Below are 25,579 nucleotides of genomic sequence, written 5' to 3' on the forward strand. Positions count from 1 at the left end.
CGCTCAAAGTAAGGAAAAGTGTTCGGCCAGCGGGCCAAGCGCCAGCGCAGGAATAAAGGTCAGGGCGCCCACCAGCAGCACGGTGCCGATCAGCAGACCGATAAACAGGGCGTCGTGGGTGGCCAGGGTACCGGGGCTGGCCGGTTGAATTTTCTTCGCCACCAGCGAGCCGGCGATAGCCATCACCGGAATGATGACGGCGAAGCGTCCAGCCAGCATGCAGAACGCCAGCAGCAGGTTCCAGAAGGGCGTCGCCGCGCCCAGGCCGGCGAAGGCGCTGCCGTTGTTATTGGCCGCCGAGGTGACGGCGTACAGCACTTCGCTAAAGCCGTGCGCGCCGGGGTTGAACATCCCGGCGCGGCCGGCCTCGGTCATCATCGCCAGCGCCGTGCCAAGCAGCACCAGCGTCGGGGTGACCAGAATGGCCAGGGCGATCATTTTCATTTCCCGGACATCGATTTTCTTCCCGAGGTACTCCGGGGTGCGGCCGACCATCAGCCCGGCGATAAACACCGCCAGCATAACGAACAGCAGCATGCCATAGAGACCCGAGCCGACGCCGCCGAACACCACTTCGCCAATCTGCATCAGCCACATCGGCACCATCCCGCCCAGCGCGGTGAAGGAGTCATGCATGGCGTTGACCGCGCCGCAGGAGGCGGCGGTGGTGATCACCGCGAACAGACTGCTGGCGAGAATACCGAAGCGGCTCTCTTTACCTTCCATATTCAGGCTGCTGTCGGCGCCCAGCGTCAGCAGGTGCGGGTTGCCGCGGGTTTCCGCCCACATCACCACGGCGACGCAGAGGATAAAGATCAGCGTCATCGCCCACAGAATAGCGCGCCCCTGGCGGCGATCGCTCACCACCTCGCCGAAGGCGAAGCACAGCGCCGCCGGGATCAGGAAGATGGCCAGCATCTGCACGAGATTGGTCAGCGCCGTCGGGTTTTCAAACGGATGGGCGGAGTTAGCGTTAAAGAAACCGCCGCCGTTGGTGCCCAGCAGCTTAATCGCTTCCTGTGAGGCGACAGGCCCCATCGGCAGCAGCTGGTGCGCCCCTTCGAGGGTGGTAAAGGGCTGGTAAGCCTGCAGGTTCTGCGGCACGCCTTGCTGAATAAAGAACAGGGCCGCCAGCAGAGAGAGCGGCAGCAGCAGCCACAGGATAATGCGCGTCAGGTCGACCCAGGCATTGCCGAGGGTGGACATTTTCTGTCGGGCGAAGGCGCGGGTCAGGGCGAAGACCACGGCGATGCCGGTGGCGGCGGAGAGGAAATTCTGCACCGTCAGCCCCACCATCTGGCTGAGATAGCTCATGGTGCTTTCGCCGGCGTAAGCCTGCCAGTTGGTATTACTGACAAAGCTGACCGCGGTGTTGAGCGCCAGATCCCACGGCAGCCCCGGCAGGTGCTGCGGGTTAAAGGGCAGCACGCCCTGGAGCATCAGCAGGGCAAACAGCGCCAGGCCGCCGAGGGCGTTAAACAGCAGGATCGCCAGCAAATACTGCAGCCAGCCCATCTCTTCGGCGCGGATCCCGGCCACGCGCCACAGAACGCGCTCGACGCCGGCCAGGCCGGGAAGCGGGATGTCGTTCACCATTCTCGCCAGACACATCCCCAGCGGGCGCGCCAGCGCCAACAATACCAGCAGGTAGCTGGCTAATAATAAAAATCCCTGGGCAGCCATCAGAATGCCTCCGCATGTATCAAGGCATAAACCAGATAAGCCAGTAACAGGAACACCAGCCCAACGCCAGTGAGTACGCCTGCAGTCACAATCCACCTCCGGGTGTGTTTTTGATTTACCAGGAGAATAGAAATTACGGCGCAAAGATTTCGCAAAAATCTGCGGGCGCGGTGTAAAAAAAGTATAAAAATGACAAAGGCACAATTTAACTGATGGTTAGTATTAATTTAACTTTTTCGTAACTAATTTACGGGGTGAATGTAAATTAAGTATAAATACGTGCTTTTTAGTGGTCGGATGAGTAGTAAAATTACAACCAACGCGGTACTATTTTGCTCAAACAAACATGGTAATTTTTTACCGGCGCGACTTGCCGGCCTGACAAAGGGGAGAGAAATGATGGCGTTGTACAAAGCTTATCCTGCTCATATTATTTTGCTGCGTCGGGCTTTCGCCGTCGTGGCTGGCGTCGCGGCGCTGCCGGTGATGCTGTTCTGGAAAGATCGCGCCCGCTATTACAGCTGGCTGCACCGGGTGTGGTCGAAAACCAGCGAGCAGCCGGTGTGGATGGCGCAGGCGGAAAAAGCCGCTCACGACTTCTACTGATTCGCCCTGCTGCAATGAAAGCCAATAACCGCCGGTTGCCCCCGGCGGTTTTTTTTCGTCGCTTGTCTACACTCGTTGCAAGCGCCGCAGCGGAATTGGCAGGTGCTTATTTTGCCGGAGCGCGCTATTTTTTCCGGCTTAGATCATGAGATGAGTTTTGCTGACGGATAATGAGGAGTGATATGGCCACCCATCTGGTCTGGTTACGCACGGATTTACGCATTCACGATAACCTGGCGCTGGCCGCCGCCTGCCGCGATCCGCAGGCGCAGGTGCTGGCGCTCTATATTGCCACCCCAGGGCAGTGGCGCGAGCATCATATGGCGCCGCGGCAGGCCGCTTTTATCGCCAGCCATTTGCACAGTCTGCACGCCGCGCTGGCGGAGCGTGGCATACCGTTGTGGGTAGAAGAGGCGGACGATTTTAGCGCCAGCGTCGAGCGACTGGCCCATTTTTGCCAGCAGCACCAGGTCAGTCACCTGTTCTACAACTATCAGTACGAATTCAATGAACGCCAGCGCGATGCCGCCGTTGAGAACACCTTGAGCGAAGTGATTTGCCAGGGATTTGACGACAGCGTCCTGTTGCCGCCCGGCAGCGTACTGACCGGCGGCGGCGAAATGTATAAAGTCTTCACTCCGTTTAAGAATGCGTTTATTCGCCGGCTGCGGGAAGGGCTGCCGGCGTGCGTGGCCGCGCCAAAGCCGCGCCAGACACCCGCCCGCCAGGCGCCGCCGCCGCCGGAGCTCAACTATCCGCAAACGCCGTTCGATGGGCTGCTGTTTGCCGCGGATGAAAAAACGGCGCTGGCGCGGCTGCGCGCGTTTTGTCAGCAACCGGCGGCGGATTATGAGGGGCAGCGCGACTTCCCGGCCGTGGAAGGGACCAGTCGCCTGTCGCCCTGCCTGGCCACCGGGGTGCTGTCGCCGCGCCAGTGCCTGCATCGGCTGCTGACGGAACACCCCGCCGCGCTGGACGGCGGGGCAGGCGCCACCTGGCTTAATGAGCTGATTTGGCGGGAGTTTTACCGCCATCTGATGGTCTACTATCCGAAACTCTGTAAAGGACGGCCGTTTGTCGCCTGGACCGATAAGGTCGCCTGGCGCGAAGAGGATGGCGCCCTGCAGGCCTGGCAGCGCGGGGAGACCGGCTATCCGATTGTCGATGCCGCCATGCGCCAGCTTAACGCCACCGGCTGGATGCATAACCGGTTGCGCATGATCGTCGCCAGCTTCCTGACTAAAGATCTGCGCCTCGACTGGCGGGCAGGGGAGCGCTATTTCATGAGCCAGCTGATTGATGGCGACCTGGCGGCGAACAACGGCGGCTGGCAGTGGGCGGCTTCGACGGGCACCGACGCCGCGCCCTATTTCCGCATATTTAATCCCACCACCCAGGGCGAGAAGTTTGATAAGCAGGGGGTGTTTATGCGTCGCTGGCTGCCGGAGCTGGCAAAGGTGCCGGAGAAGGCGCTGCATCAGCCGTGGGCGTGGGCGGATAAACAGGGGGTTACGCTGGATTATCCGCGCCCGATAGTCGATCACAAGCAGGCGCGGCAGGAGACGCTGGCGGCCTGGGAGGCCGCCAGAAAGGGGATTACTCCACCGCCAGACGGCGGGTCCTGACCTTCAGCGAGTGATACAGCCAGATGACCAGCACCACGCCGACGCAGGCCAGCGCGCCCCAGGTGATCTGGCTGAAGACGTTGATGTAGGCGTCAATGGAGTAGTTCACCGCCCCGGCGGCGTCGAATGACGCCTGCGAGGTCTGGTCGGCGATAACGCCGGCCAGATAGTTGGCGATGGCCCCGGAGAGCAGCATATAGATGCCGGTCAACACCCCGGTGACCCCCGGGATCTCAATGCGGGTGATTTGCGACATCGCGACCGGGTCGATAAACAGTTCGGCAAAACCCATCACCGCCAGCCCCAGCACCATCAGCGGCATGGACGACTGACCATAGGCCGCCGACCAGCGGGCGCTGAGGGTTAGGATGCAGAACCCGGCGCTCATCAGGCCCAGACCGAGGGCAAATTTTCCCCAGATGCGCACGGTGCGATTACCGCCGACGCTCTCTTTCACCAGCCACGCCAGCACCATGCCGCAGAGCATCACCGCGAAGGCATTGATCGACTGGAACATAGCGGTAGGGACTTCGTAGCTCATGATATGGCGGTTAACGAAGCGGTCAATATACAGGCTGATGGAGCTGCCGCCCTGTTGGGCGAAGGCCCAGAACAGCAGGCTGAAAGCGGTCAGGACGACGATCAGGCGCAGATCCTTGCGCTGTTTATCGGTCTCGGCGCGCAGGTAGATCCGCGCCAGTACCGCGAGGCCAATGGCCGTGGCCACGATCAGGGCATATACCGACCACTCCTGCCAGAACAGCACGGCAATCAGCAGCGGAGCAGTGACCAGCAGCACCAGCAGCCAGCCCCAGTTCGGCAGCAGGAAGCGACGGGCGCACAGCGCCTGGCGGTTCACGCCGGCGGTATGCTGGAAGTGACGGTTGCCGCAGAGGAAAATCACCAGTCCCGCCACCATGCCGATGGCCGCCAGGGCAAAGCCCATCGCCCAGCTATACTCCTCCTGGACGTAGCCGCAGGCGATCGGCGCGATGATCGAGCCGATATTGCCCGCGGCATACATCAGCGAGAAACCGCCATCGCGACGCGGATCGGCGGGTTCGTACAGCTCGCCCAGCAGACAGCTGACGTTGGATTTAAACAACCCGTAGCCGCAGACGATGATCGCCAGCGACAGGTAGAGGAAGACCGGGGCGGTTTCGCTGGCCCCGAGCACCAGATGGCCAATGGCCATCAGCAGCGCGCCGAGCATGACCGCCATCCGGTTGCCTAACAGCTTATCGGCCAGATAGCCGCCGAGGATCGGCGTCACATAGACCAGCGAACAGTAGGCGCTGAACAGGGCGTAAGCGTGGTTATCGTCATATTTAAGCTGATTGGTGAGATAGAGGATCAGCAGGGCGCGCATGCCGTAGAAGCTAAAGTATTCCCAGATTTGCAGCGCCACGACGTAGTAAATCGCCCGCGGTTGCGATGATGTTGTCTTCATGAGAAGTGTGTTTCCTGGCGTAAAGCGAAAGTCGATCGTTCTGCATGAATAGCGTTTAATTAGTCATATTCATGGCTTGAGGGGCTTTCTGATTATTTAATATGCTTTATTAGTGCATAAATATACACGAATGCGCGGCGGGATGAATAGACAAATTGCGCTATTCGGTAAAAAGTCATCGTCAGTGTCGGAGGCTGACTATCGACGACCCGAATGGATCTGGTTATGTTATGCCTTTGTATACCCTGATTATCTGCTGGAGTGGCGATGAAAAATAGCGAACTGGAACAACTGATAAACGACAAGCTCAATAGCGCAGCCATCAGTGACTTCGCCCCTAACGGTCTGCAGGTGGAAGGGCGCGACACGGTGCACAAGATCGTCACCGGAGTGACGGCCAGCCAGGCGCTGCTGGATGAGGCCGTCCGCCTGCAGGCGGATGCGGTAATCGTCCATCACGGCTATTTCTGGAAAAACGAATCGCCAGTGATCCGCGGCATGAAGCGCCGGCGCCTGAAAACCCTGCTGGCCAACGATATCAATCTCTACGGCTGGCATCTGCCGCTGGATGCCCATCCCGAGCTGGGCAATAACGCGCAGCTGGCGCATCTGCTGGGGATTAACGTGCTGGGCGAAATCGAACCGCTGGTGCCCTGGGGCGAACTGTCGATGCCGGTGTCCGGCCTCGAGCTGGCCTCGTGGATTGAAGCGCGGCTGGGACGCAAGCCGCTGTGGTGCGGCGATACCGGGCCGGACACCGTCAGCCGCGTCGCCTGGTGTACCGGGGGCGGCCAGAGCTTTATCGACGCCGCGGCGCGCTTTGGCGTGGACGCGTTTATCACCGGCGAGGTGTCGGAACAAACCATCCACTCTGCCCGCGAGCAGGGCCTGCATTTTTATGCCGCCGGCCACCACGCCACCGAGCGGGGCGGCATTCGCGCCCTCAGCGAATGGCTGACGGAAACCACCGACCTGGATGTCACCTTTATTGATATTCCTAACCCTGCCTGACGGGAGAGAGAAAAGTGCAGCGAGCGCGTTGTTATCTGTTAGGAGAAACGGCTGTCGTACTGGAGCTGGAGCCGCCGGTTACCCTTGAAAGCCAGCAACGGATCTGGGGATTAGCCCAGCGTCTGGCGAACCATGAAGAGGTGATTGACGCCATTCCCGGCATGAACAATATCACTGTGGTGCTCCGCCGCCCGCAGGAGGTGGCGTGGGAGGCGATAGACCGTCTGCAGCGCTGGTGGGAGGAGAGCCTCGCGATCGAGCCGGAGTCGCGCTCGCTGTCTGTTCCGGTCGTCTACGGCGGCGAGGCCGGACCGGACCTCGGGGTGGTGGCGCAGCACAGCGGCCTGAGTGAAAAACAGGTCGTGGAGCTGCACGCCTCGGTGGAATATCTGGTCTGGTTTATTGGTTTTCAGCCGGGATTTCCCTACCTGGGCGGGCTGCCTGCGGCGCTGGCGACGCCGCGTCGCGCCGAACCGCGCGTGCTCGTCCCGGCCGGGTCGGTGGGTATCGGCGGCGCGCAAACCGGTATCTATCCGCTGGCGACGCCCGGCGGCTGGCAGCTGCTGGGGCGCACCGCGCTGACGCTGTTCGACCCGGCGCGGAAGGAGCCTGCGCTACTGCGCGTGGGCGATAAAATTCGCTTTGTGCCGCAAAAGGAGGGGGTATGTTGACCTTGATCCGCGCCGGCCTGTACACCTCGGTACAGGACGGTGGACGAGAAGGCCTGCGCCAGTCTGGCATCAGCCGCTGCGGCGCCCTGGATTATCCCTCGCTGGTGATTGCCAATCTGCTGGTTGGCAACGAGGCGAATGCCGCCGGGCTGGAGATTACCCTCGGCCAGGTGGAGATCGAATTTGCCCGCAGCGGCTGGTTTGCGCTGACCGGCGCCGCCTGCGAAGCGACGCTGGACGGTAAAGCGGTCTGGGTGGGCTGGCGCACCGCCTACCGGGCCGGGCAGCGGCTGGTGCTGAAAACGCCGCAGCATGGCATCCGTAGCTATCTGGCGGTGGCGGGCGGGATTGCGGTCCCCGAGGTCCTTGGCTCGCGCTGCACGGATCTCAAGGCGGGGATTGGCGGTCTGGAAGGACGCCGCCTGCAGGACGGCGACAAGCTGAAGCTCGGGAAAGCCGCCCGCCGCTTCACCACCCCGCGCGGCGTCAAGCAGCTGCCGCTGGGCAACCGCATTCGTGCGCTACCCGGGCCGGAGTATCATGAATTTGATGAGGCCTCGCAGGCGTCATTCTGGCGCGCCCCCTGGAAGCTCAGTCCGCAGAGTAACCGCATGGGGTACCGCCTGCAGGGGCAGCCGCTGAAACGCACCACCGATCGTGAAATGCTGTCGCACGGCCTGCTGCCGGGCGTGGTGCAGGTGCCGCACAACGGGCAGCCCATTGTGCTGATGAACGACGCGCAAACCACCGGCGGCTATCCGCGGATCGCCTGCATTATCGATGCCGATATGTACCAGCTGGCGCAGATCCCGCTGGGGCAGCCGATCCATTTCGTGGCCTGCTCGCTGGAGGAGGCGCTGAAGGCGCGGGCCGATCGCCAGCGTTATCTGGAACAACTGGCCTGGAGACTCCACGATGATGATTGATCTTAATGCCGATCTCGGGGAAGGCGGGGCGAACGATAGCGCGCTGCTCCAGCTGGTGTCATCGGCGAATATCGCCTGTGGTTTTCACGCCGGCGACGCCGGGCTGATGGTGCAGAGCGTGCGCGAGGCGCTGAAGTACGGCGTGGCGGTGGGCGCCCATCCGGGATATCCCGACCGGGAAAATTTTGGCCGCACGGCGATGGATCTGCCGCCGGAAACGGTCTATGCCCAGACGCTGTATCAGATTGGCGCTCTGGCGGCGATCGTTCAGGCGCAGGGCGGCGAGCTGCAGCACGTGAAGCCGCACGGCATGCTCTACAACCAGGCGGCCAAATCGCCGCCGCTGGCCGACGCGATCGCCCGCGCGGTCCGCGATGTTAACCCGCAGCTGGTGCTGGTGGGTCTGGCGGGCAGCGAATTGATCCGCGCCGGACTGCGCTATGGCCTGACGACGCGTCAGGAGGTGTTTGCCGATCGCGGTTATCTGGCCGACGGCAGCCTGGTGCCGCGCAGCCAGCCCGGGGCGCTGATTGACAGCGAAGAGCAGGCCCTGGCGCAAACCCTCGAGATGGTGCAACACCACCGGGTGCGCAGCGTCAGCGGCGAATGGGCGAATGTGGTGGCGCAGACGGTATGTCTGCACGGTGATGGTCCGCATGCCCTCGATTTTGCCCGCCGTTTGCGGGCGGCGTTCGCCGGGCGCCATATTCTGGTCAGCGCTCAGCCTGAGGCTGAGATATGACAATCGGCATGACCGCGAAGGAGGGGATGGTGGCGGGAGTATTACTCACCGGTTTCGAACCCTTTGACGGCGAGACGGTGAACCCTTCCTGGGAAGTGGTGCAGCAGCTTGACGGCACTATGATTGCTGGCCAGCCGGTGACCGCCCGGCAGCTTCCCTGCGTGTTTGGCGAGGCGCTGTCGGCGCTCGACGCGGCGATAGAAGACCTGCAGCCGAAGCTGGTTATCGCGGTGGGGCAGGCCGGCGGTCGGGTCGATATCAGCGTCGAACGTGTGGCGATCAACGTCGATGATGCGCGCATCCCCGATAACAAAGGCCAGCAACCCATCGACACGCCGATCGTCGACGGCGGGCCGGCGGCGTGGTTCAGCACCTTGCCGATCAAAGCGATCGTCAGCGCGCTGCGCGATCGCGGGATCCCGGCCTCGGTGTCGCAGACCGCCGGCACCTTCGTCTGCAACCACGTCATGTACGGCCTGTTGCACAGGCTGCAGGGTCAGGCTGAGGTGAGAGGCGGTTTTATCCATATTCCATGGCTACCGGCGCAGGCGGCGGCCCATCCCGGCGAGCCGAGTATGGCGATCGCCACCGTGCGGGAGGCGCTGGAGACGGCCATTGCCGTGGCCCTGCGCCAGCCGGTGGACAGTAAACTGGGCGGCGGTGCCACCCACTGACAAAAGGATGACAGTATGCCGGAAGGTCCGGAGATCCGCCGCGCGGCGGATACACTGGAGGCGGCAATCAAAGACGAACCCTTAACCGACGTCTGGTTCGCCTTTCCCCGGTTGCAACCCTACCAAACCCCGCTGATTGGTCAGCGGGTTACCCATATCGACACCCGGGGCAAAGCCCTGCTGACCCGCTTCTCCGGCGGCCTGACCCTGTACAGCCATAATCAGCTGTACGGCGTCTGGGGCGTGGTTGACGCTGGCGAACAGCCCGTCTCTAACCGGGTGCTGCGCGTCAGGCTCCAGACCGCCAGCAAGGCGATTTTGCTCTACAGCGCGTCGGACATTGAGATGCTCACAGCGGAGCAGGTGGCCAACCATCCGTTCTTGCTGCGCATCGGTCCGGACGTACTGGATATGACGTTAACCGCGGAGCAGGTGAAAGCGCGGCTGCTGTCGGCCAAATTCCGCCATCGTCAGTTTTCCGGCCTGCTGTTGGATCAGGCTTTTCTTGCCGGGCTGGGAAACTATCTGCGGGTGGAAATCCTCTGGCAGGTGGGGCTGACCGGGCAGCATAAGGCCTCGGAGCTGAATGGAATACAACTGGATGCGCTGGCGCACGCGCTGCTTGATATCCCGCGGCTTTCCTATCGCACCCGCGGCCAGCCCGATGACAACAAGCACCACGGCGCGCTGTTCCGCTTTAAGGTGTTCCATCGCGATGGCGAACAGTGCGAGCGCTGCGGGGGCGTGATTGAGAAGACGATGCTCTCCTCGCGGCCGTTTTACTGGTGCCCGCACTGCCAGCATTAAGCCGGCGGCCAGGCAGCGCCAGACCTCATCGTCAGGCATAAAAAAACGCGCCATCAGACGCGTTTTTATCATCCGGACAGCGAGATTAACGCTTGATGTCGGACTGGAAATCGCGTTTTTCGTAGCCGGTATAGAGCTGACGCGGACGGGCGATTTTCATGCCATCGCTGTGCATTTCGTTCCAGTGCGCAATCCAGCCCACGGTACGCGCCATGGCGAAGATAACGGTAAACATGGAGGACGGAATACCCATCGCTTTCAGGATAATACCGGAGTAGAAGTCGACGTTCGGGTAGAGTTTCTTCTCGATGAAGTACGGGTCGTTCAGCGCGATATGCTCCAGCTCCATGGCCACCTGCAGCAGGTCGTCTTTGGTGCCCAGCTCTTTCAGCACTTCATGGCAGGTTTCACGCATCACGGTGGCGCGCGGGTCGTAGTTTTTGTACACACGATGGCCGAAGCCCATCAGGCGGAAAGAGTCATTCTTGTCTTTCGCACGACGAACAAATTCCGGAATGTGCTCAACGGAGCTGATCTCTTCCAGCATTTTCAGCGCCGCTTCGTTGGCGCCGCCGTGCGCCGGTCCCCACAGGGAGGCGATGCCGGCTGCGATACAGGCGAACGGGTTAGCGCCGGAAGAGCCCGCAGTACGTACCGTCGAGGTCGAGGCGTTCTGTTCGTGATCGGCGTGCAGGATCAGAATACGGTCCATTGCGCGCTCCAGCACCGGATTGACTTCGTACTCTTCGCACGGCGTGGCGAACATCATGCGCAGGAAGTTGCCGGCGTAGGAGAGGTCATTGCGCGGATAAACAAACGGCTGGCCGATAGAATACTTGTAACACATGGCTGCCATGGTCGGCATTTTGGACAGCAGGCGATAGGCGGCAATTTCACGGTGACGCGGGTTATTCACGTCGAGGGAGTCGTGATAGAACGCCGCCAGGGCGCCGGTGATCCCGCACATAACGGCCATCGGGTGAGAATCGCGACGGAACGCATGGAACAGACGAGTAATCTGCTCATGGATCATGGTGTGGCGGGTGACGGTGGTTTTGAATTCGTCATATTCGGCCTGGGTCGGTTTTTCACCGTTTAGCAGAATGTAACAAACTTCAAGATAGTTTGATTCGGTCGCTAACTGGTCGATCGGGAAGCCACGGTGCAGCAGGATCCCCTCGTCACCATCGATAAACGTAATTTTAGATTCACAGGAAGCGGTAGATGTGAAACCTGGGTCAAAAGTAAATACGCCTTTTGAACCAAGACTACGAATATCAATAACATCCTGACCGAGCGTGCCTTTTAGCACATCCAGTTCAATAGCAGTGTCACCACCCAGGGTGATTTTTGCTTTAGCATCAGACATTTATGGTCTCCTTAGCGCCTTTATTGCTTAAGACTGCCGGGTGGTGGATTTGCTTTCGGCCCGCGCCCGTATACGTTACCAGTTTGTTATGTTGCACACAGCTCTGCGTCAGCGAAAAGGGCAGGGTACAGAGCAACGGCGCTTGATGGCACGTTCTTCAGGGCTGCGGTGAAACAACAGCAAATCAGCGTTTTAGCAGTCCGAATATTAAAACCTGTATACCACTAATAACTGTCCTGATTACATCGGTCAATACTGACACACTGTTACATAACTTATTCTCAGGTGAAAGCATGACCTCATAACTTTTGAGCATTATTGCATTTAACTGGTAATGGTTGTAACAAGAATGTTTAATATTTGTCAAATCAGGTGATTAAAAATTAAAAAAATGTTGTTATCGTGACCTTGATCACTGTTCCGGAGAAAACCCAACAAACTATATGTAGGTTAATTGTAATGATTTTGTGAACGGCCTATACTGCGGCCAGGTCTCCGGAACACCCTGCAATCCCGAGCCACCCAGCGTTGTTTAGTGATGTTTTAATGCCTGAAAAGACGTTTTAACATGACTTCTGGTTATAGAAAGGACGCTGTCTGACCCGCAAGCAGACCGGAGGAAGGAAACAATAAGAACAGCATGTGGGCGTTATTCATGGTAAGAAATGTGAAAAAACAAAGACCTGTCAATCTGGATCTACAAACGATACGGTTCCCAATCACGGCGATAGCGTCCATTCTCCATCGCGTTTCCGGTGTCATCACCTTCGTGGCGGTCGGAATTCTGCTTTGGCTGCTGGGCACCAGCCTCTCCTCCCCTGAAGGTTTTCTGACGGCGGCCTCGATCATGGATAGCTTCTTTGTGAAGTTCATCATGTGGGGCATTCTCACCGCGCTGGCCTATCACGTCGTTGTTGGTATCCGCCATCTGATGATGGACTTTGGCTACCTGGACGAAACCCTCGAAGCAGGGAAACGTTCCGCCAAGATTTCTTTTGTTATTACTGTCGTGCTTTCACTTCTCGCAGGAGTCCTCGTATGGTAAGCAACGCCTCAGCACTGGGACGCAACGGCGTACATGACTTTATTCTGGTCCGTGCTACCGCCATCGTTCTGACCCTCTACATCATCTACATGGTTGGCTTCTTCGCTACCACCGGTGAAATCTCATGGGAAGTGTGGACCGGATTCTTTGCCTCCGGCTTCACTAAAGTCTTCACTCTGCTGGCTCTCGTTTCCATTCTTATCCATGCCTGGATCGGGATGTGGCAGGTGTTAACGGACTACGTTAAACCACTGGCTCTGCGCCTGGTTCTGCAACTGGCTATCGTTGTGGCGCTGGTGGCTTACGTTCTTTATGGATTTGTTGTGGTGTGGGGTGTGTAATGAAATTGCCAGTCAGAGAGTTTGATGCTGTTGTCATCGGTGCCGGCGGCGCAGGTATGCGCGCGGCGCTGCAAATTTCCCAGAGCGGACAGACCTGTGCGCTGCTCTCCAAAGTTTTCCCGACCCGTTCGCACACCGTATCCGCGCAGGGTGGTATCACCGTCGCGCTCGGTAACTCCCATGAAGATAACTGGGAATGGCATATGTACGACACCGTAAAAGGGTCGGACTATATCGGCGACCAGGACGCCATCGAATATATGTGTAAGACCGGCCCGGAAGCGATTCTCGAGCTGGAGCATATGGGCTTGCCGTTCTCCCGTCTTGACGACGGCCGTATTTATCAGCGCCCGTTCGGCGGCCAGTCGAAGAACTTCGGCGGCGAGCAGGCGGCGCGTACCGCGGCGGCGGCTGACCGTACCGGCCACGCCCTGCTGCACACCCTGTACCAGCAGAACCTCAAAAACCACACCACTATCTTCTCCGAATGGTATGCCCTCGATCTGGTGAAAAACCAGGACGGCGCGGTGGTGGGTTGTACCGCCCTGTGCATCGAGACCGGCGAAGTGGTCTACTTTAAAGCCCGCGCCACCGTGCTGGCGACCGGCGGCGCAGGCCGTATCTATCAGTCCACCACCAACGCCCACATCAACACCGGTGACGGCGTCGGGATGGCCATCCGCGCCGGCGTGCCGGTGCAGGATATGGAAATGTGGCAGTTCCACCCGACCGGTATCGCCGGGGCCGGGGTTCTGGTCACCGAAGGTTGCCGCGGCGAAGGCGGTTATCTGCTGAATAAACACGGCGAGCGCTTTATGGAGCGTTATGCGCCGAACGCGAAAGACCTGGCGGGTCGTGACGTGGTGGCGCGTTCCATCATGATCGAGATCCGCGAAGGCCGCGGCTGCGACGGTCCGTGGGGCCCGCACGCGAAACTGAAACTGGATCACCTGGGTAAAGAGGTTCTGGAATCTCGTCTGCCGGGTATCCTTGAGCTGTCCCGCACCTTTGCTCACGTCGATCCGGTGAAAGAGCCGATCCCGGTTATCCCAACCTGCCACTACATGATGGGCGGTATTCCGACCAAAGTGACCGGCCAGGCGCTGACCGTCAATGAGAAGGGCGAAGACGTGGTGATCCCGGGTCTGTTCGCGGTGGGCGAAATCGCCTGCGTATCGGTCCACGGCGCCAACCGTCTGGGCGGCAACTCGCTGCTCGACCTGGTGGTCTTCGGCCGCGCGGCGGGTCTGCATCTGCAGGAGTCTATCGCCGAGCAGGGCACGCTGCGCGACGCCAGCGAATCCGATATCGAAGGCTCGCTGGACCGCCTCAACCGCTGGAACAACACCCGTTCCGGTGAAGATCCGGTGGCGATCCGCAAAGCGCTGCAGGAATGTATGCAGCATAACTTCTCGGTGTTCCGCGAAGGCGATGCGATGCACAAAGGTCTGGAACAGCTGAAAGTGATCCGCGAGCGCCTGAAAAACGCCCGTCTCGACGATACCTCCAGCGAGTTCAACACCCAGCGCGTTGAGTGCCTGGAACTGGATAACCTGATGGAAACCGCGTACGCGACCGCCGTATCCGCTAACTTCCGTACCGAGAGCCGTGGCGCCCACAGCCGCTTCGACTTCCCGGATCGTGATGATGAAAACTGGCTGTGCCATTCCCTGTATCTGCCAGAGTCGGAATCCATGACGCGTCGTAGCGTCAACATGGAACCGAAACTGCGTCCGGCATTCCCGCCGAAGATTCGTACTTATTAATGCGGAGACAGGAAAATGAAACTCGAGTTTTCAATTTATCGCTATAACCCGGATGTTGACGACGCTCCGCACATGCAGGATTACACCCTCGACGCGGAAGAAGGTCGTGACATGATGCTGCTGGATGCGCTGATCCAGCTGAAAGAAAAAGATCCGTCGCTGTCGTTCCGCCGCTCCTGTCGTGAAGGGGTCTGCGGTTCCGATGGCCTGAACATGAACGGGAAAAACGGTCTGGCGTGCATCACGCCGATCTCCGCGCTGAATCAGCCGGGCAAGAAGATTGTTATCCGCCCGCTGCCAGGATTACCGGTTATCCGTGATTTGGTGGTGGACATGGGGCAATTCTATGCACAATATGAGAAGATTAAGCCTTACTTGTTGAATAATGGGCAAAATCCTCCGGCTCGCGAGCATCTGCAGATGCCTGAGCAGCGTGAGAAGCTCGATGGCCTGTATGAGTGTATTCTGTGCGCATGTTGTTCGACCTCGTGCCCGTCGTTCTGGTGGAACCCGGACAAGTTCATCGGCCCGGCAGGCCTGCTGGCCGCGTATCGCTTCCTGATCGACAGTCGCGATACCGAAACCAGCGAGCGTCTGGACGGCCTGAGCGATGCTTTCAGCGTATTCCGCTGTCACAGCATTATGAACTGCGTCAGTGTGTGTCCTAAGGGGCTGAACCCGACGCGCGCCATCGGCCATATTAAGTCGATGCTGCTGCAGCGCAGCGCGTAAGTTGTTTTAGTTGCCGGATGGCGACGTAAACGTCTTATCCGGCCTACAGGAGCATATTTTGTAGGCCTGATAAGCGAAGCGCCATCAGGCAATAGATATAGCAGGAAATCTTTAAAAACCGCCAAATATGTACCAGTAATCAAGGCGTTCAGAGCGAGGTAAGGCGGCAACTGAACGCATCCCCGGGAGCATAGTGAACTATGTGACCGGGGAAAGTGAAGGCAGCTAACGCAACCGCAGCCTGAACGCCGAAGATTAATGGCAGTTTTTAAAGGTTCCTTAGCGGATAGAAACCACAACTCGTCCGCAACAAGTGAACCCCGGCACGTGCACTCGGTGTGCGTGGTAGTTTCTACGGCGAAATAAGCATATGAATGCTTAAGGGATCACGATGCAGAACGGCGCAATGAAAGCCTGGCTGGACTCTTCTTACCTCTCTGGTTCGAACCAGAGCTGGATAGAACAGCTCTATGAAGACTTCTTAACCGATCCTGACTCTGTTGACGCCAACTGGCGTTCAATGTTCCAGCAGTTACCTGGCACCGGAGTTAAACCGGATCAATTTCATTCCAAAACGCGTGATTATTTCCGTCGACTGGCGAAGGATGCCTCACGTTACACTTCTTCGATTTCCGACCCAGACACCAATGTGAAGCAGGTTAAAGTCCTGCAGCTCATCAACGCATACCGTTTCCGTGGCCACCAGCATGCGAATCTCGATCCGCTGGGGCTGTGGAAGCAAGAGAGAGTGGCGGATCTCGATCCGGCCTACCACGATCTGACCGAGGCCGATTTCCAGGAAAGCTATAACGTAGGTTCATTTGCCATCGGTAAAGACACGATGAAGCTGGGCGAGCTGATTGCCGCCCTTAAGCAAACCTACTGCGGCTCCATCGGCGCGGAATACATGCATATCACCTCTACCGAAGAAAAACGCTGGATCCAGCAGCGCATTGAATCGGTAGCCGGCAAAGCGAGCTTTACCGCGGAAGAGAAAAAGCGTTTCCTCGGCGAACTGACTGCCGCGGAAGGGCTGGAGCGCTACCTCGGCGCCAAATTCCCGGGGGCGAAGCGCTTCTCGCTGGAGGGTGGCGACGCCCTGATCCCCATGCTCAAAGAGATGATCCGCCATGCGGGTAAGAGCGGCACCCGTGAAGTGGTGCTGGGCATGGCGCACCGTGGCCGTCTCAACGTGCTGGTCAACGTGCTGGGTAAAAAACCGCAGGACCTGTTCGACGAGTTTGCCGGCAAACATAAAGAACACCTCGGTACCGGCGATGTGAAGTACCACATGGGCTTCTCTTCCGATATAGAAACCGAAGGCGGTCTGGTGCACCTGGCGCTGGCGTTTAACCCGTCGCACCTCGAGATCGTCAGCCCGGTGGTGATCGGTTCCGTACGCGCCCGTCTGGATCGTCTGGACGAGCCGAGCAGCAACAAGGTTCTGCCGATCACTATCCACGGCGACGCCGCGGTGACCGGCCAGGGCGTGGTTCAGGAAACCCTGAACATGTCCAAAGCCCGCGGTTACGAAGTGGGCGGGACCGTGCGCATCGTTATCAACAACCAGGTGGGCTTCACGACCTCTAACCCGCTGGATGCGCGTTCGACCCCGTACTGCACCGACATCGGTAAAATGGTGCAGGCGCCGATTTTCCACGTCAACGCCGACGATCCGGAAGCGGTCGCTTTCGTCACCCGTCTGGCGCTGGATTTCCGCAATACCTTCAAACGCGATGTCTTCATCGACCTGGTGTGCTACCGCCGTCACGGCCATAACGAAGCCGATGAGCCGAGCGCAACCCAGCCGCTGATGTATCAGAAGATCAAAAAGCACCCGACTCCGCGCAAAATCTATGCTGACAAGCTGGAGCAGGACAAGGTCGCGACCCTGGAAGATGCTACCGAGCAGGTTAACCTCTACCGCGATGCGCTGGATGCCGGCGAATGCGTGGTGAAGGAATGGCGTCCGATGAACATGCACTCCTTTACCTGGTCGCCGTACCTCAACCATGAGTGGGACGAGAGCTATCCGGATAAAGTGGAGCCGAAGCGTCTGCAGGAGCTGGCCAAACGCATCAGCACGGTGCCGGAAGGTATCGAAATGCAGTCCCGCGTGGCGAAAATTTACGCCGACCGCCAGGCGATGGCGGCAGGTGAGAAGCTGTTCGATTGGGGCGGCGCTGAAAACCTGGCCTACGCCACGCTGGTTGACGAAGGTATTCCGGTGCGTCTGTCCGGGGAAGACTCCGGTCGCGGCACCTTCTTCCACCGTCATGCGGTGATCCATAACCAGACCAATGGTTCAACCTACACCCCGCTGCAGCATGTCCATAACGGTCAGGGCCAGTTCCGCGTTTGGGACTCCGTGCTGTCTGAAGAAGCGGTGCTGGCGTTTGAATATGGTTACGCCACTGCAGAGCCGCGCACCCTGACCATCTGGGAAGCGCAGTTTGGCGACTTCGCCAACGGCGCGCAGGTGGTGATCGACCAGTTCATCTCCTCCGGTGAGCAGAAGTGGGGCCGGATGTGCGGCCTGGTGATGCTCCTGCCGCACGGCTACGAAGGCCAGGGCCCGGAGCACTCCTCCGCCCGTCTGGAGCGTTATCTGCAGCTGTGCGCTGAGCAGAATATGCAGGTATGCGTGCCGTCCACGCCGGCGCAGGTGTACCACATGCTGCGTCGTCAGGCGCTGCGCGGTATGCGTCGTCCGCTGGTGGTGATGTCGCCGAAGTCGCTGCTGCGTCATCCGCTGGCGGTCTCCAGCATGGATGAGCTGGCAAACGGCACTTTCCTGCCGGCCATCGGTGAAATCGATCAACTTGATCCGCAGGCTGTGAAGCGCGTGGTGCTGTGCTCTGGTAAGGTTTACTACGACCTGCTGGAACAGCGCCGTAAAAACGAGCAAAAAGATGTCGCTATCGTTCGTATCGAGCAGCTCTATCCGTTCCCGCATCAGGCGGTGCAGGATGCGCTGAAAGCGTATGCGCACGTACATGATTTTGTCTGGTGCCAGGAAGAGCCGCTCAACCAGGGCGCATGGTACTGCAGCCAGCATCACTTCCGTGAAGTGATTCCGTTTGGGGCCTCTCTGCGTTATGCAGGCCGCCCGGCCTCCGCCTCTCCGGCGGTAGGGTATATGTCCGTTCACCAGAAACAGCAACAAGATCTGGTCAATGACGCGCTGAACGTCGATTAATTAAAGGATACACAATGAGTAGCGTAGATATTCTGGTTCCCGACCTGCCTGAGTCCGTAGCTGACGCAACCGTCGCCACCTGGCACAAAAAACCGGGCGACGCGGTCGTCCGTGACGAAGTCCTGGTCGAAATCGAAACTGACAAAGTGGTACTGGAAGTACCGGCATCAGCGGACGGCATTCTGGATGCAGTGCTGGAAGACGAGGGCGCTACCGTCCTGTCTCGCCAGATCCTTGGCCGCCTGCGCGAAGGTAACAGCGCAGGTAAAGAAAGCAGCGAAAAAGCCGATGCGAAAGCGTCCACGCCGGCGCAGCGTCAGCAGGCCTCTCTGGAAGAGCAGAACAACGATGCGCTGAGCCCGGCGATCCGTCGTCTGCTGGCTGAACACAACCTCGACGCGGCGGCCATCAAAGGCACCGGCGTCGGCGGCCGCCTGACCCGCGAAGATGTCGAGAAACATCTGGCGAAAGCCCCGGCGGCGGCAGAAGCCAAAGCGCCAGCCGCTGCCCCGGCAGCCGCGCCGGCGCCGCAGCTGGGCCACCGCTCTGAAAAACGCGTCCCGATGACCCGCCTGCGTAAACGTGTGGCCGAGCGTCTGCTGGAAGCGAAAAACTCCACCGCCATGCTGACCACGTTCAACGAAGTCAACATGAAGCCAATCATGGATCTGCGTAAGCAGTACGGCGACGCGTTCGAAAAACGTCACGGCATCCGTCTGGGCTTTATGTCCTTCTACGTGAAAGCGGTGGTGGAAGCGCTGAAACGCTATCCGGAAGTGAACGCCTCTATCGATGGCGACGACGTGGTGTACCACAACTACTTCGACGTCAGCATGGCCGTATCCACTCCACGCGGCCTGGTCACCCCGGTTCTGCGTGACGTTGACCTGCTGGGCATGGCGGATATCGAAAAGAATATTAAAGAGTTGGCGGTGAAAGGCCGTGACGGCAAGCTGACCGTAGACGACCTGACCGGCGGTAACTTCACCATTACCAACGGCGGCGTGTTCGGCTCCCTGATGTCCACGCCGATCATCAACCCACCGCAGAGCGCCATCCTGGGTATGCATGCCATTAAAGACCGTCCGATGGCGGTGAATGGCAAGGTAGAGATCCTGCCGATGATGTACCTGGCGCTCTCCTACGACCACCGTCTGATCGACGGACGTGAATCGGTAGGCTTCCTGGTGGCGATTAAAGAGCTGCTGGAAGATCCGACCCGTCTGCTGCTGGACGTGTAGTCAGCAAGCGTATTACCTACCGTAGGCCGGATAACACGCGTTAACGCCGTTATCAGGCCTACAGGTTTAAAGATAATTACACCCTGAAGGATGGACTGAACACATGAACTTACATGAATATCAGGCAAAACAACTTTTTGCCCGCTATGGCTTACCGGCGCCGGTGGGTTATGCCTGTACTACTCCGCGTGAAGCAGAAGAAGCCGCTTCAAAAATCGGCGCGGGTCCGTGGGTAGTGAAATGTCAGGTTCACGCTGGTGGCCGCGGCAAAGCGGGCGGTGTGAAAGTGGTGAAGAGCAAAGAAGAGATCCGCGCATTTGCCGAGCACTGGCTGGGCAAACGTCTGGTGACCTATCAAACAGATGCGAACGGCCAGCCGGTTAACCAGATCCTGGTTGAAGCGGCGACCGATATTGACAAAGAGCTGTACCTGGGCGCGGTCGTTGACCGTAGCTCCCGTCGCGTAGTGTTCATGGCCTCTACCGAAGGCGGCGTGGAAATCGAAAAAGTGGCGGAAGAGACCCCGCACCTGATCCACAAGATCGCCATCGATCCGCTGGCGGGCCCGATGCCTTATCAAGGTCGTGAACTGGCGTTCAAACTGGGTCTGGAAGGTAAACAGGTTCAGCAGTTCACCAAGATCTTCATGGGTCTGGCGACCATTTTCCTGGAGCGCGATCTGGCGCTGATCGAAATCAACCCGCTGGTTATCACTAAGCAGGGCGACCTGATCTGCCTCGACGGCAAACTGGGCGCTGACGGCAACGCGCTGTTCCGCCAGCCGGATCTGCGCGAAATGCGCGACCAGTCGCAGGAAGATCCGCGTGAAGCGCAGGCGGCGCAGTGGGAACTGAACTACGTCGCGCTGGACGGCAACATCGGCTGCATGGTTAACGGCGCGGGCCTGGCGATGGGTACCATGGACATCGTTAAACTGCACGGCGGCGAACCGGCTAACTTCCTCGACGTGGGCGGCGGTGCGACCAAAGAGCGCGTCACCGAAGCGTTCAAAATCATCCTCTCTGATGACAACGTGAAAGCGGTGCTGGTGAACATCTTCGGCGGTATCGTACGTTGCGACCTGATCGCTGACGGCATCATCGGTGCGGTAGCGGAAGTTGGAGTTAACGTTCCGGTCGTGGTTCGTCTGGAAGGTAACAACGCCGAACTGGGCGCGAAAAAACTGGCTGACAGCGGCCTGAATATTATTGCAGCGAAAAGTCTGACGGACGCAGCACAGCAGGTTGTTGCCGCAGTGGAGGGGAAATAATGTCAGTTTTAATTAATAAAGATACCAAGGTTATCTGCCAGGGCTTCACCGGTAGCCAGGGGACCTTCCACTCTGAACAAGCGATCGCTTACGGTACGCAAATGGTTGGCGGCGTGACGCCAGGCAAAGGCGGCACCACTCACCTGGGCCTGCCGGTGTTCAACACCGTGCGCGAAGCCGTTGAAGCGACCGGCGCCACCGCGACCGTGATCTACGTTCCGGCGCCGTTCTGCAAAGATTCCATTCTGGAAGCGATTGACGCGGGCATTAAGCTGATTATCACCATCACCGAAGGTATCCCGACGCTGGATATGCTGACCGTGAAAGTGAAACTGGACGAAGCGGGCGTGCGCATGATCGGCCCGAACTGCCCAGGCGTGATCACGCCGGGCGAATGCAAAATCGGCATCATGCCGGGTCACATTCACAAGCCGGGTAAAGTGGGCATCGTTTCCCGTTCCGGTACACTGACCTATGAAGCAGTTAAGCAGACCACCGACTACGGCTTCGGTCAGTCTACCTGCGTCGGTATCGGCGGCGACCCGATCCCGGGCTCTAACTTCATCGATATCCTGAAGCTGTTCCAGGAAGACCCGCAGACCGAAGCGATTGTGATGATCGGTGAGATCGGCGGTAGCGCGGAAGAAGAAGCGGCTGCCTACATCAAAGAGCACGTGACCAAGCCGGTTGTCGGTTACATCGCCGGCGTGACCGCGCCGAAGGGCAAGCGTATGGGCCATGCTGGCGCCATCATCGCTGGCGGTAAAGGTACTGCCGATGAGAAATTCGCAGCCCTGGAAGCAGCCGGTGTGAAAACCGTTCGCAGCCTGGCCGATATCGGCGAAGCGCTGAAAGCTATCATCAAGTAAACCCTCTCTGCTTATCCGCAAGCAGAAATCTGTCCGATTTCGACATGGTTGGCCACCGTCAGGTGGCCTTTTTTTTGGCCGTTGTCCGCTTCTTCCGAAAGCCGCTGCGTCAGCAAACCCTGCGTTTGGCAAAAACCTTATCTATCATATTGATTTTATGAATTATTTCATAAATATTATCGACGCGCGGTTGTCGGAAATGAAAATTTGCCCTGGTCGTACCGCAGGGTAACGAAACAGACAGTAAAAAAAAGAGTGGGGGAGGGGAGAAGAAAGCAGGAAAAAATACTGTGAGCGGTCTAGCATTAATCGGATCGGCTCTTTTTTTTATTTTTTTCCTGTGGCGTTAAATAATATTACCTATGATTCTCATCTTTCCCTTTTTAGTAACCAATCAAGGCACACTTTAAACACAGCATTAACATTAGGTTTACCAATATTCTTTATTGAGCTACATAATTAACACGCAGAGTAAAAATTGATTTATATCAATACTTAATGCTTGGAAAAATCCTTCAAAAAACGTTAAATTGTCTCAAGTCAAATTGGCCTAAACCGGCCATCTTCGCTATATATTGATCACCGTCGAAAAATGTAAAACTGGAACAATAAAAACATATTTATTGTAAGGTTATTGCGGCGTAATATATTGGGGAATCAATTGGGTTTTTCGTTAACGTATTTGTAACCTTGTCCTGGCGTGGTTTCACTTTCGGTTGAAACCCGCTCCGGGCGGGCGACAAATAAAAATTGTATTGGGGCATGCGTATGAGCCAGAGCTTCTCGGTTCATTTTCGGAGTCTTCATGCGATGAGCAAGGAGTCATGATGTTAGATATAGTCGAACTGTCGCGCTTACAGTTTGCCTTGACCGCGATGTACCACTTCCTGTTTGTGCCACTGACGCTCGGTATGGCGTTCCTGCTGGCCATCATGGAAACGGTCTACGTCCTTTCCGGCAAACAGATTTATAAAGATATGACCAAATTCTGGGGCAAGTTGTTTGGTATCAACTTCGCGCTGGGTGTGGCGACCGGTCTGACCATGGAGTTCCAGTTCGGGACTAACTGGTCGTATTACTCACACTACGTGGGCGATATCTTCGGCGCGCCGCTGGCCATTGAAGGTCTGATGGCCTTCTTCCTCGAATCCACCTTTGTAGGTCTGTTCTTCTTCGGTTGGGATCGTCTGGGTAAAGTTCAGCATATGGCCGTCACCTGGCTGGTCGCTCTGGGCTCCAACCTCTCCGCGCTGTGGATCCTCGTCGCTAACGGCTGGATGCAGAACCCTATCGCATCGGACTTCAACTTTGAAACCATGCGTATGGAGATGGTCAGCTTCTCCGAACTGGTGCTCAACCCGGTTGCTCAGGTGAAATTCGTTCACACTGTGGCGTCTGGCTATGTCACCGGTGCGATGTTTATCCTGGCTATCAGCTCCTGGTACATGCTGAAAGGTCGTGACTTTGCCTTTGCTAAGCGCTCCTTCGCCATCGCAGCCAGCTTCGGTATGGCGGCGATCCTCTCCGTTATTGTGCTGGGTGACGAATCCGGTTACGAAATGGGTGACGTGCAGAAAACCAAACTGGCGGCTATCGAAGCAGAGTGGGAAACCCAGCCTGCGCCGGCGGCCTTTACCCTGTTTGGTATTCCCGATCAGAATGCGCAAACCAACCACTTCGCCATCCAGATCCCCTACGCGCTGGGCATCATTGCCACCCGCTCGGTGGATAAGCCGGTTATCGGTCTGAAGGATCTGATGGTTCAGCACGAAGAGCGTATCCGTAACGGCATGAAAGCCTACGCGCTGCTGGAGCAACTGCGCGCCGGTTCCACCGACCAGGCCGTTCGCGACCAGTTCAATAACGTGAAGAAAGATCTTGGCTATGGTCTGCTGCTGAAACGCTATACCCCGAACGTCGCTGACGCCACGGAAGAGCAGATCGCCAAAGCCACCAAAGACTCTATTCCAAGCGTCGCACCGCTGTACTTCGCCTTCCGTATCATGGTGGCGTGCGGCATCCTGATGCTGTTGATTATCGGCGCCTCCTTCTGGAGCGTGATTCGTAACCGTATCGGCGAGAAAAAATGGCTGCTGCGCGCCGCGTTCTATGGCCTGCCGCTGCCGTGGATTGCCGTGGAGTCGGGCTGGTTTGTTGCCGAATACGGCCGTCAGCCGTGGGCGATTGGTGAAGTCCTGCCGACGGCGGTGGCCAACTCGTCGCTGACCGCGGGCGATCTGATCTTCTCTATGTTGCTGATCTGCGGTCTGTACACGCTGTTCCTGGTGGCTGAACTGTTCCTGATGTTCAAGTTTGCCCGCAAAGGACCTAGCAGCCTGAAAACCGGCCGCTATCACTTTGAACAGTCCTCTGCGGCTATTCAGTCGGCACGCTAAGACAGGAGTCGTCAAATGATCGATTATGAAGTATTGCGTTTTATCTGGTGGCTGCTGATTGGCATCCTGCTGATTGGCTTCGCCGTCGCCGACGGGTTCGACATGGGGGTGGGCATGCTCACCCGCTTCCTCGGCCGTAACGACACCGAGCGTCGGATTATGATCAACGCCATCGCCCCGCACTGGGACGGTAACCAGGTGTGGCTGATCACCGCCGGCGGCGCGCTGTTCGCTGCCTGGCCGATGGTCTACGCCGCGGCGTTCTCCGGTTTCTATGTGGCGATGATTCTGGTGCTGGCCTCGTTGTTCTTCCGTCCGGTCGGTTTCGACTACCGTTCCAAGATCGAGGACACCCGCTGGCGCAACATGTGGGACTGGGGCATCTTCATCGGCAGCTTCGTGCCGCCGCTGGTGATTGGCGTGGCCTTCGGCAACCTGCTGCAGGGCGTGCCGTTCCATGTCGACGAATACCTGCGTCTGTTCTATACCGGTAACTTCTTCCAGCTGCTGAACCCGTTTGGTCTGCTGGCCGGTATCGTCAGCGTGGCGATGATCCTGACCCAGGGCGCGACCTACCTGCAGATGCGTACCGTAGGCGAACTGCATCTGCGCACCCGCACCGTCTCCACGGTGGCGGCGCTGGTGACGCTGGTCTGCTTCGCGCTGGCGGGCGTGTGGGTCTACTACGGCATCGACGGCTATGTGGTGAAATCGGTGATTGACCATACCGGCCCGTCTAACCCGCTGACCAAAGAAGTGGTGCGTGAAGCTGGCGCGTGGATGGTGAACTTTAACAATATGCCAGCGCTGTGGGCGATCCCTGCCCTGGGCGTGGTGCTGCCGCTGCTGACCGTCGTTTCGACCAAAGCGGATAAAGGCGCCTGGGCATTCCTGTTCTCCTCGCTGACCCTGGCCTGCATCATTCTGACTGCCGGTATCGCGATGTTCCCGTTCATCATGCCGTCCAGCACCATGCTGAACGCCAGCCTGACGATGTGGGACGCGACCTCCAGCCAGCGGACGCTGAACCTGATGACCTACGTGGCGATTGTCTTCGTGCCGATCATTCTGGGCTACACCAGCTGGTGTTACTGGAAGATGTTTGGCCGCATCACCCGTGAAGACATCGAAAAGAACACCCACTCGCTGTACTAAG

The 25,579-nt window shown here is 58.3% G+C and carries 22 protein-coding genes; 18 read left to right on the forward strand and 4 right to left on the reverse strand.

Going from position 1 to position 25,579, the window contains the following annotated elements; genetic code table 11:
- Positions 1-3 precede the first annotated feature (3 nt).
- Together kdpA and kdpF are read right to left on the reverse strand one after the other, a co-directional pair.
- Entirely contained in the window at positions 4-1,683 is a 1,680-nt protein-coding gene (kdpA, locus tag ACLH1U_RS20440; protein ID WP_102003780.1) for a potassium-transporting ATPase subunit KdpA, read from the reverse strand.
- Complete coding sequence (gene kdpF, locus ACLH1U_RS20445) at positions 1,683-1,772, reverse strand: K(+)-transporting ATPase subunit F (RefSeq protein ID WP_020323459.1); 90 nt, start codon at positions 1,770-1,772, stop codon at positions 1,683-1,685. Before kdpF ends, kdpA begins: the two co-directional genes overlap by 1 nt.
- Positions 1,773-2,079: 307 nt before the next feature.
- On the opposite strand from kdpF, the gene ACLH1U_RS20450 reads away from it, so the two are divergent.
- Positions 2,080-2,289: a DUF2517 family protein gene (locus ACLH1U_RS20450; RefSeq protein WP_004142243.1), complete on the forward strand. Its 210-nt coding sequence runs from the start codon at positions 2,080-2,082 to the stop codon at positions 2,287-2,289.
- 182 nt (positions 2,290-2,471) lie between these two features.
- Entirely contained in the window at positions 2,472-3,914 is a 1,443-nt protein-coding gene (phrB, locus tag ACLH1U_RS20455) for a deoxyribodipyrimidine photo-lyase (RefSeq protein WP_105490811.1), read from the forward strand.
- Here phrB and ACLH1U_RS20460 read toward each other — a convergent pair.
- On the reverse strand, positions 3,886-5,364 hold the full coding sequence (locus ACLH1U_RS20460; RefSeq protein WP_032455154.1) for an MFS transporter: 1,479 nt from the start codon (positions 5,362-5,364) through the stop codon (positions 3,886-3,888). The genes phrB and ACLH1U_RS20460 overlap by 29 nt on opposite strands.
- 267 nt (positions 5,365-5,631) lie before the next feature.
- Between ACLH1U_RS20460 and ACLH1U_RS20465 the strand changes: the two genes are divergently transcribed.
- The 6 genes from ACLH1U_RS20465 to nei are packed head-to-tail and all read left to right on the forward strand — an operon-like array spanning position 5,632 to position 10,195.
- On the forward strand, positions 5,632-6,375 hold the full coding sequence (locus ACLH1U_RS20465) for a type 2 GTP cyclohydrolase I (protein ID WP_004885970.1): 744 nt from the start codon (positions 5,632-5,634) through the stop codon (positions 6,373-6,375).
- A gap of 14 nt (positions 6,376-6,389) precedes the next feature.
- On the forward strand, positions 6,390-7,046 hold the full coding sequence (gene pxpB / locus ACLH1U_RS20470) for a 5-oxoprolinase subunit PxpB (protein WP_044521671.1): 657 nt from the start codon (positions 6,390-6,392) through the stop codon (positions 7,044-7,046).
- Positions 7,040-7,972 carry a 5-oxoprolinase subunit PxpC gene (pxpC, locus tag ACLH1U_RS20475; RefSeq protein WP_023288869.1) on the forward strand — a complete coding sequence of 311 codons (933 nt, stop codon included), beginning with the start codon at positions 7,040-7,042 and terminating at the stop codon, positions 7,970-7,972. The genes pxpB and pxpC overlap by 7 nt, the downstream gene beginning before the upstream one ends.
- Positions 7,962-8,714, forward strand: a complete 753-nt coding sequence (pxpA, locus tag ACLH1U_RS20480) for a 5-oxoprolinase subunit PxpA (RefSeq protein WP_105490809.1) — start codon at positions 7,962-7,964, stop codon at positions 8,712-8,714. The genes pxpC and pxpA overlap by 11 nt, the downstream gene beginning before the upstream one ends.
- Positions 8,715-8,743: 29 nt before the next feature.
- Positions 8,744-9,388 carry a pyroglutamyl-peptidase I gene (pcp, locus tag ACLH1U_RS20485; RefSeq protein ID WP_048334976.1) on the forward strand — a complete coding sequence of 215 codons (645 nt, stop codon included), beginning with the start codon at positions 8,744-8,746 and terminating at the stop codon, positions 9,386-9,388.
- A gap of 15 nt (positions 9,389-9,403) precedes the next feature.
- Positions 9,404-10,195, forward strand: a complete 792-nt coding sequence (gene nei, locus ACLH1U_RS20490) for an endonuclease VIII (RefSeq protein ID WP_411299428.1) — start codon at positions 9,404-9,406, stop codon at positions 10,193-10,195.
- Positions 10,196-10,280: 85 nt separating this feature from the next.
- Here the strand turns inward: nei and gltA are convergent, their stop codons facing one another.
- The gene (gene gltA / locus ACLH1U_RS20495; protein WP_023288873.1) at positions 10,281-11,564 is read right to left on the reverse strand and encodes a citrate synthase; all 1,284 of its coding nucleotides are present in this window, start codon (positions 11,562-11,564) and stop codon (positions 10,281-10,283) included.
- Positions 11,565-12,204: 640 nt separating this feature from the next.
- Between gltA and sdhC the strand changes: the two genes are divergently transcribed.
- From sdhC to cydB, 10 genes are all read left to right on the forward strand, one after another.
- A complete protein-coding gene (gene sdhC / locus ACLH1U_RS20500) occupies positions 12,205-12,609 on the forward strand; it encodes a succinate dehydrogenase cytochrome b556 subunit (protein WP_004142216.1) in 405 nt (134 codons plus the stop codon).
- A complete protein-coding gene (gene sdhD / locus ACLH1U_RS20505) occupies positions 12,603-12,950 on the forward strand; it encodes a succinate dehydrogenase membrane anchor subunit (RefSeq protein ID WP_002894949.1) in 348 nt (115 codons plus the stop codon). Before sdhC ends, sdhD begins: the two co-directional genes overlap by 7 nt.
- Positions 12,950-14,716 carry a succinate dehydrogenase flavoprotein subunit gene (sdhA, locus tag ACLH1U_RS20510; RefSeq protein WP_004179067.1) on the forward strand — a complete coding sequence of 589 codons (1,767 nt, stop codon included), beginning with the start codon at positions 12,950-12,952 and terminating at the stop codon, positions 14,714-14,716. Before sdhD ends, sdhA begins: the two co-directional genes overlap by 1 nt.
- A 15-nt stretch (positions 14,717-14,731) precedes the next feature.
- A complete protein-coding gene (gene sdhB / locus ACLH1U_RS20515) occupies positions 14,732-15,448 on the forward strand; it encodes a succinate dehydrogenase iron-sulfur subunit SdhB (RefSeq protein WP_023288874.1) in 717 nt (238 codons plus the stop codon).
- Between the two features lie 391 nt (positions 15,449-15,839).
- Positions 15,840-18,647, forward strand: a complete 2,808-nt coding sequence (gene sucA / locus ACLH1U_RS20520; RefSeq protein WP_023288875.1) for a 2-oxoglutarate dehydrogenase E1 component — start codon at positions 15,840-15,842, stop codon at positions 18,645-18,647.
- Positions 18,648-18,661: 14 nt separating this feature from the next.
- Positions 18,662-19,888 (forward strand): 2-oxoglutarate dehydrogenase complex dihydrolipoyllysine-residue succinyltransferase, encoded by a 1,227-nt coding sequence (gene odhB / locus ACLH1U_RS20525; protein WP_023288876.1) that lies wholly within the window; start codon positions 18,662-18,664, stop codon positions 19,886-19,888.
- 103 nt (positions 19,889-19,991) lie between these two features.
- Positions 19,992-21,158, forward strand: a complete 1,167-nt coding sequence (gene sucC / locus ACLH1U_RS20530; RefSeq protein WP_002895039.1) for an ADP-forming succinate--CoA ligase subunit beta — start codon at positions 19,992-19,994, stop codon at positions 21,156-21,158.
- On the forward strand, positions 21,158-22,027 hold the full coding sequence (sucD, locus tag ACLH1U_RS20535) for a succinate--CoA ligase subunit alpha (protein ID WP_004885990.1): 870 nt from the start codon (positions 21,158-21,160) through the stop codon (positions 22,025-22,027). Before sucC ends, sucD begins: the two co-directional genes overlap by 1 nt.
- An 827-nt stretch (positions 22,028-22,854) precedes the next feature.
- The gene (cydA, locus tag ACLH1U_RS20540) at positions 22,855-24,423 is read left to right on the forward strand and encodes a cytochrome ubiquinol oxidase subunit I (RefSeq protein ID WP_002895047.1); all 1,569 of its coding nucleotides are present in this window, start codon (positions 22,855-22,857) and stop codon (positions 24,421-24,423) included.
- A 15-nt stretch (positions 24,424-24,438) separates the two neighbouring features.
- Positions 24,439-25,578: a cytochrome d ubiquinol oxidase subunit II gene (gene cydB / locus ACLH1U_RS20545; RefSeq protein ID WP_004885993.1), complete on the forward strand. Its 1,140-nt coding sequence runs from the start codon at positions 24,439-24,441 to the stop codon at positions 25,576-25,578.
- Position 25,579 lies beyond the last annotated feature (1 nt).

Source organism: Klebsiella sp. 1SOBk5mer (assembly GCF_046603115.1).
In the GTDB taxonomy this organism is placed as follows: Bacteria; Pseudomonadota; Gammaproteobacteria; order Enterobacterales; family Enterobacteriaceae; genus Klebsiella; species Klebsiella quasipneumoniae.

What these genes read in the sequence shown, in the direction of transcription:
- sdhD (WP_002894949.1), top strand. Translation starts at nt 12,603, where the DNA reads ATGGTAAGCAACGCCTCAGCACTGGGACGCAACGGCGTACATGACTTT.
- odhB (WP_023288876.1), top strand. Translation starts at nt 18,662, where the DNA reads ATGAGTAGCGTAGATATTCTGGTTCCCGACCTGCCTGAGTCCGTAGCT.
- ACLH1U_RS20450 (WP_004142243.1), top strand. Translation starts at nt 2,080, where the DNA reads ATGATGGCGTTGTACAAAGCTTATCCTGCTCATATTATTTTGCTGCGT.
- sdhA (WP_004179067.1), top strand. Translation starts at nt 12,950, where the DNA reads ATGAAATTGCCAGTCAGAGAGTTTGATGCTGTTGTCATCGGTGCCGGC.
- cydB (WP_004885993.1), top strand. Translation starts at nt 24,439, where the DNA reads ATGATCGATTATGAAGTATTGCGTTTTATCTGGTGGCTGCTGATTGGC.
- sucD (WP_004885990.1), top strand. Translation starts at nt 21,158, where the DNA reads ATGTCAGTTTTAATTAATAAAGATACCAAGGTTATCTGCCAGGGCTTC.
- ACLH1U_RS20465 (WP_004885970.1), top strand. Translation starts at nt 5,632, where the DNA reads ATGAAAAATAGCGAACTGGAACAACTGATAAACGACAAGCTCAATAGC.
- kdpA (WP_102003780.1), bottom strand. Translation starts at nt 1,683, where the DNA reads ATGGCTGCCCAGGGATTTTTATTATTAGCCAGCTACCTGCTGGTATTG.
- pxpC (WP_023288869.1), top strand. Translation starts at nt 7,040, where the DNA reads ATGTTGACCTTGATCCGCGCCGGCCTGTACACCTCGGTACAGGACGGT.
- phrB (WP_105490811.1), top strand. Translation starts at nt 2,472, where the DNA reads ATGGCCACCCATCTGGTCTGGTTACGCACGGATTTACGCATTCACGAT.
- sdhB (WP_023288874.1), top strand. Translation starts at nt 14,732, where the DNA reads ATGAAACTCGAGTTTTCAATTTATCGCTATAACCCGGATGTTGACGAC.
- sucC (WP_002895039.1), top strand. Translation starts at nt 19,992, where the DNA reads ATGAACTTACATGAATATCAGGCAAAACAACTTTTTGCCCGCTATGGC.
- sdhC (WP_004142216.1), top strand. Translation starts at nt 12,205, where the DNA reads ATGTGGGCGTTATTCATGGTAAGAAATGTGAAAAAACAAAGACCTGTC.
- pxpA (WP_105490809.1), top strand. Translation starts at nt 7,962, where the DNA reads ATGATGATTGATCTTAATGCCGATCTCGGGGAAGGCGGGGCGAACGAT.
- cydA (WP_002895047.1), top strand. Translation starts at nt 22,855, where the DNA reads ATGTTAGATATAGTCGAACTGTCGCGCTTACAGTTTGCCTTGACCGCG.
- ACLH1U_RS20460 (WP_032455154.1), bottom strand. Translation starts at nt 5,364, where the DNA reads ATGAAGACAACATCATCGCAACCGCGGGCGATTTACTACGTCGTGGCG.
- gltA (WP_023288873.1), bottom strand. Translation starts at nt 11,564, where the DNA reads ATGTCTGATGCTAAAGCAAAAATCACCCTGGGTGGTGACACTGCTATT.
- sucA (WP_023288875.1), top strand. Translation starts at nt 15,840, where the DNA reads ATGCAGAACGGCGCAATGAAAGCCTGGCTGGACTCTTCTTACCTCTCT.
- nei (WP_411299428.1), top strand. Translation starts at nt 9,404, where the DNA reads ATGCCGGAAGGTCCGGAGATCCGCCGCGCGGCGGATACACTGGAGGCG.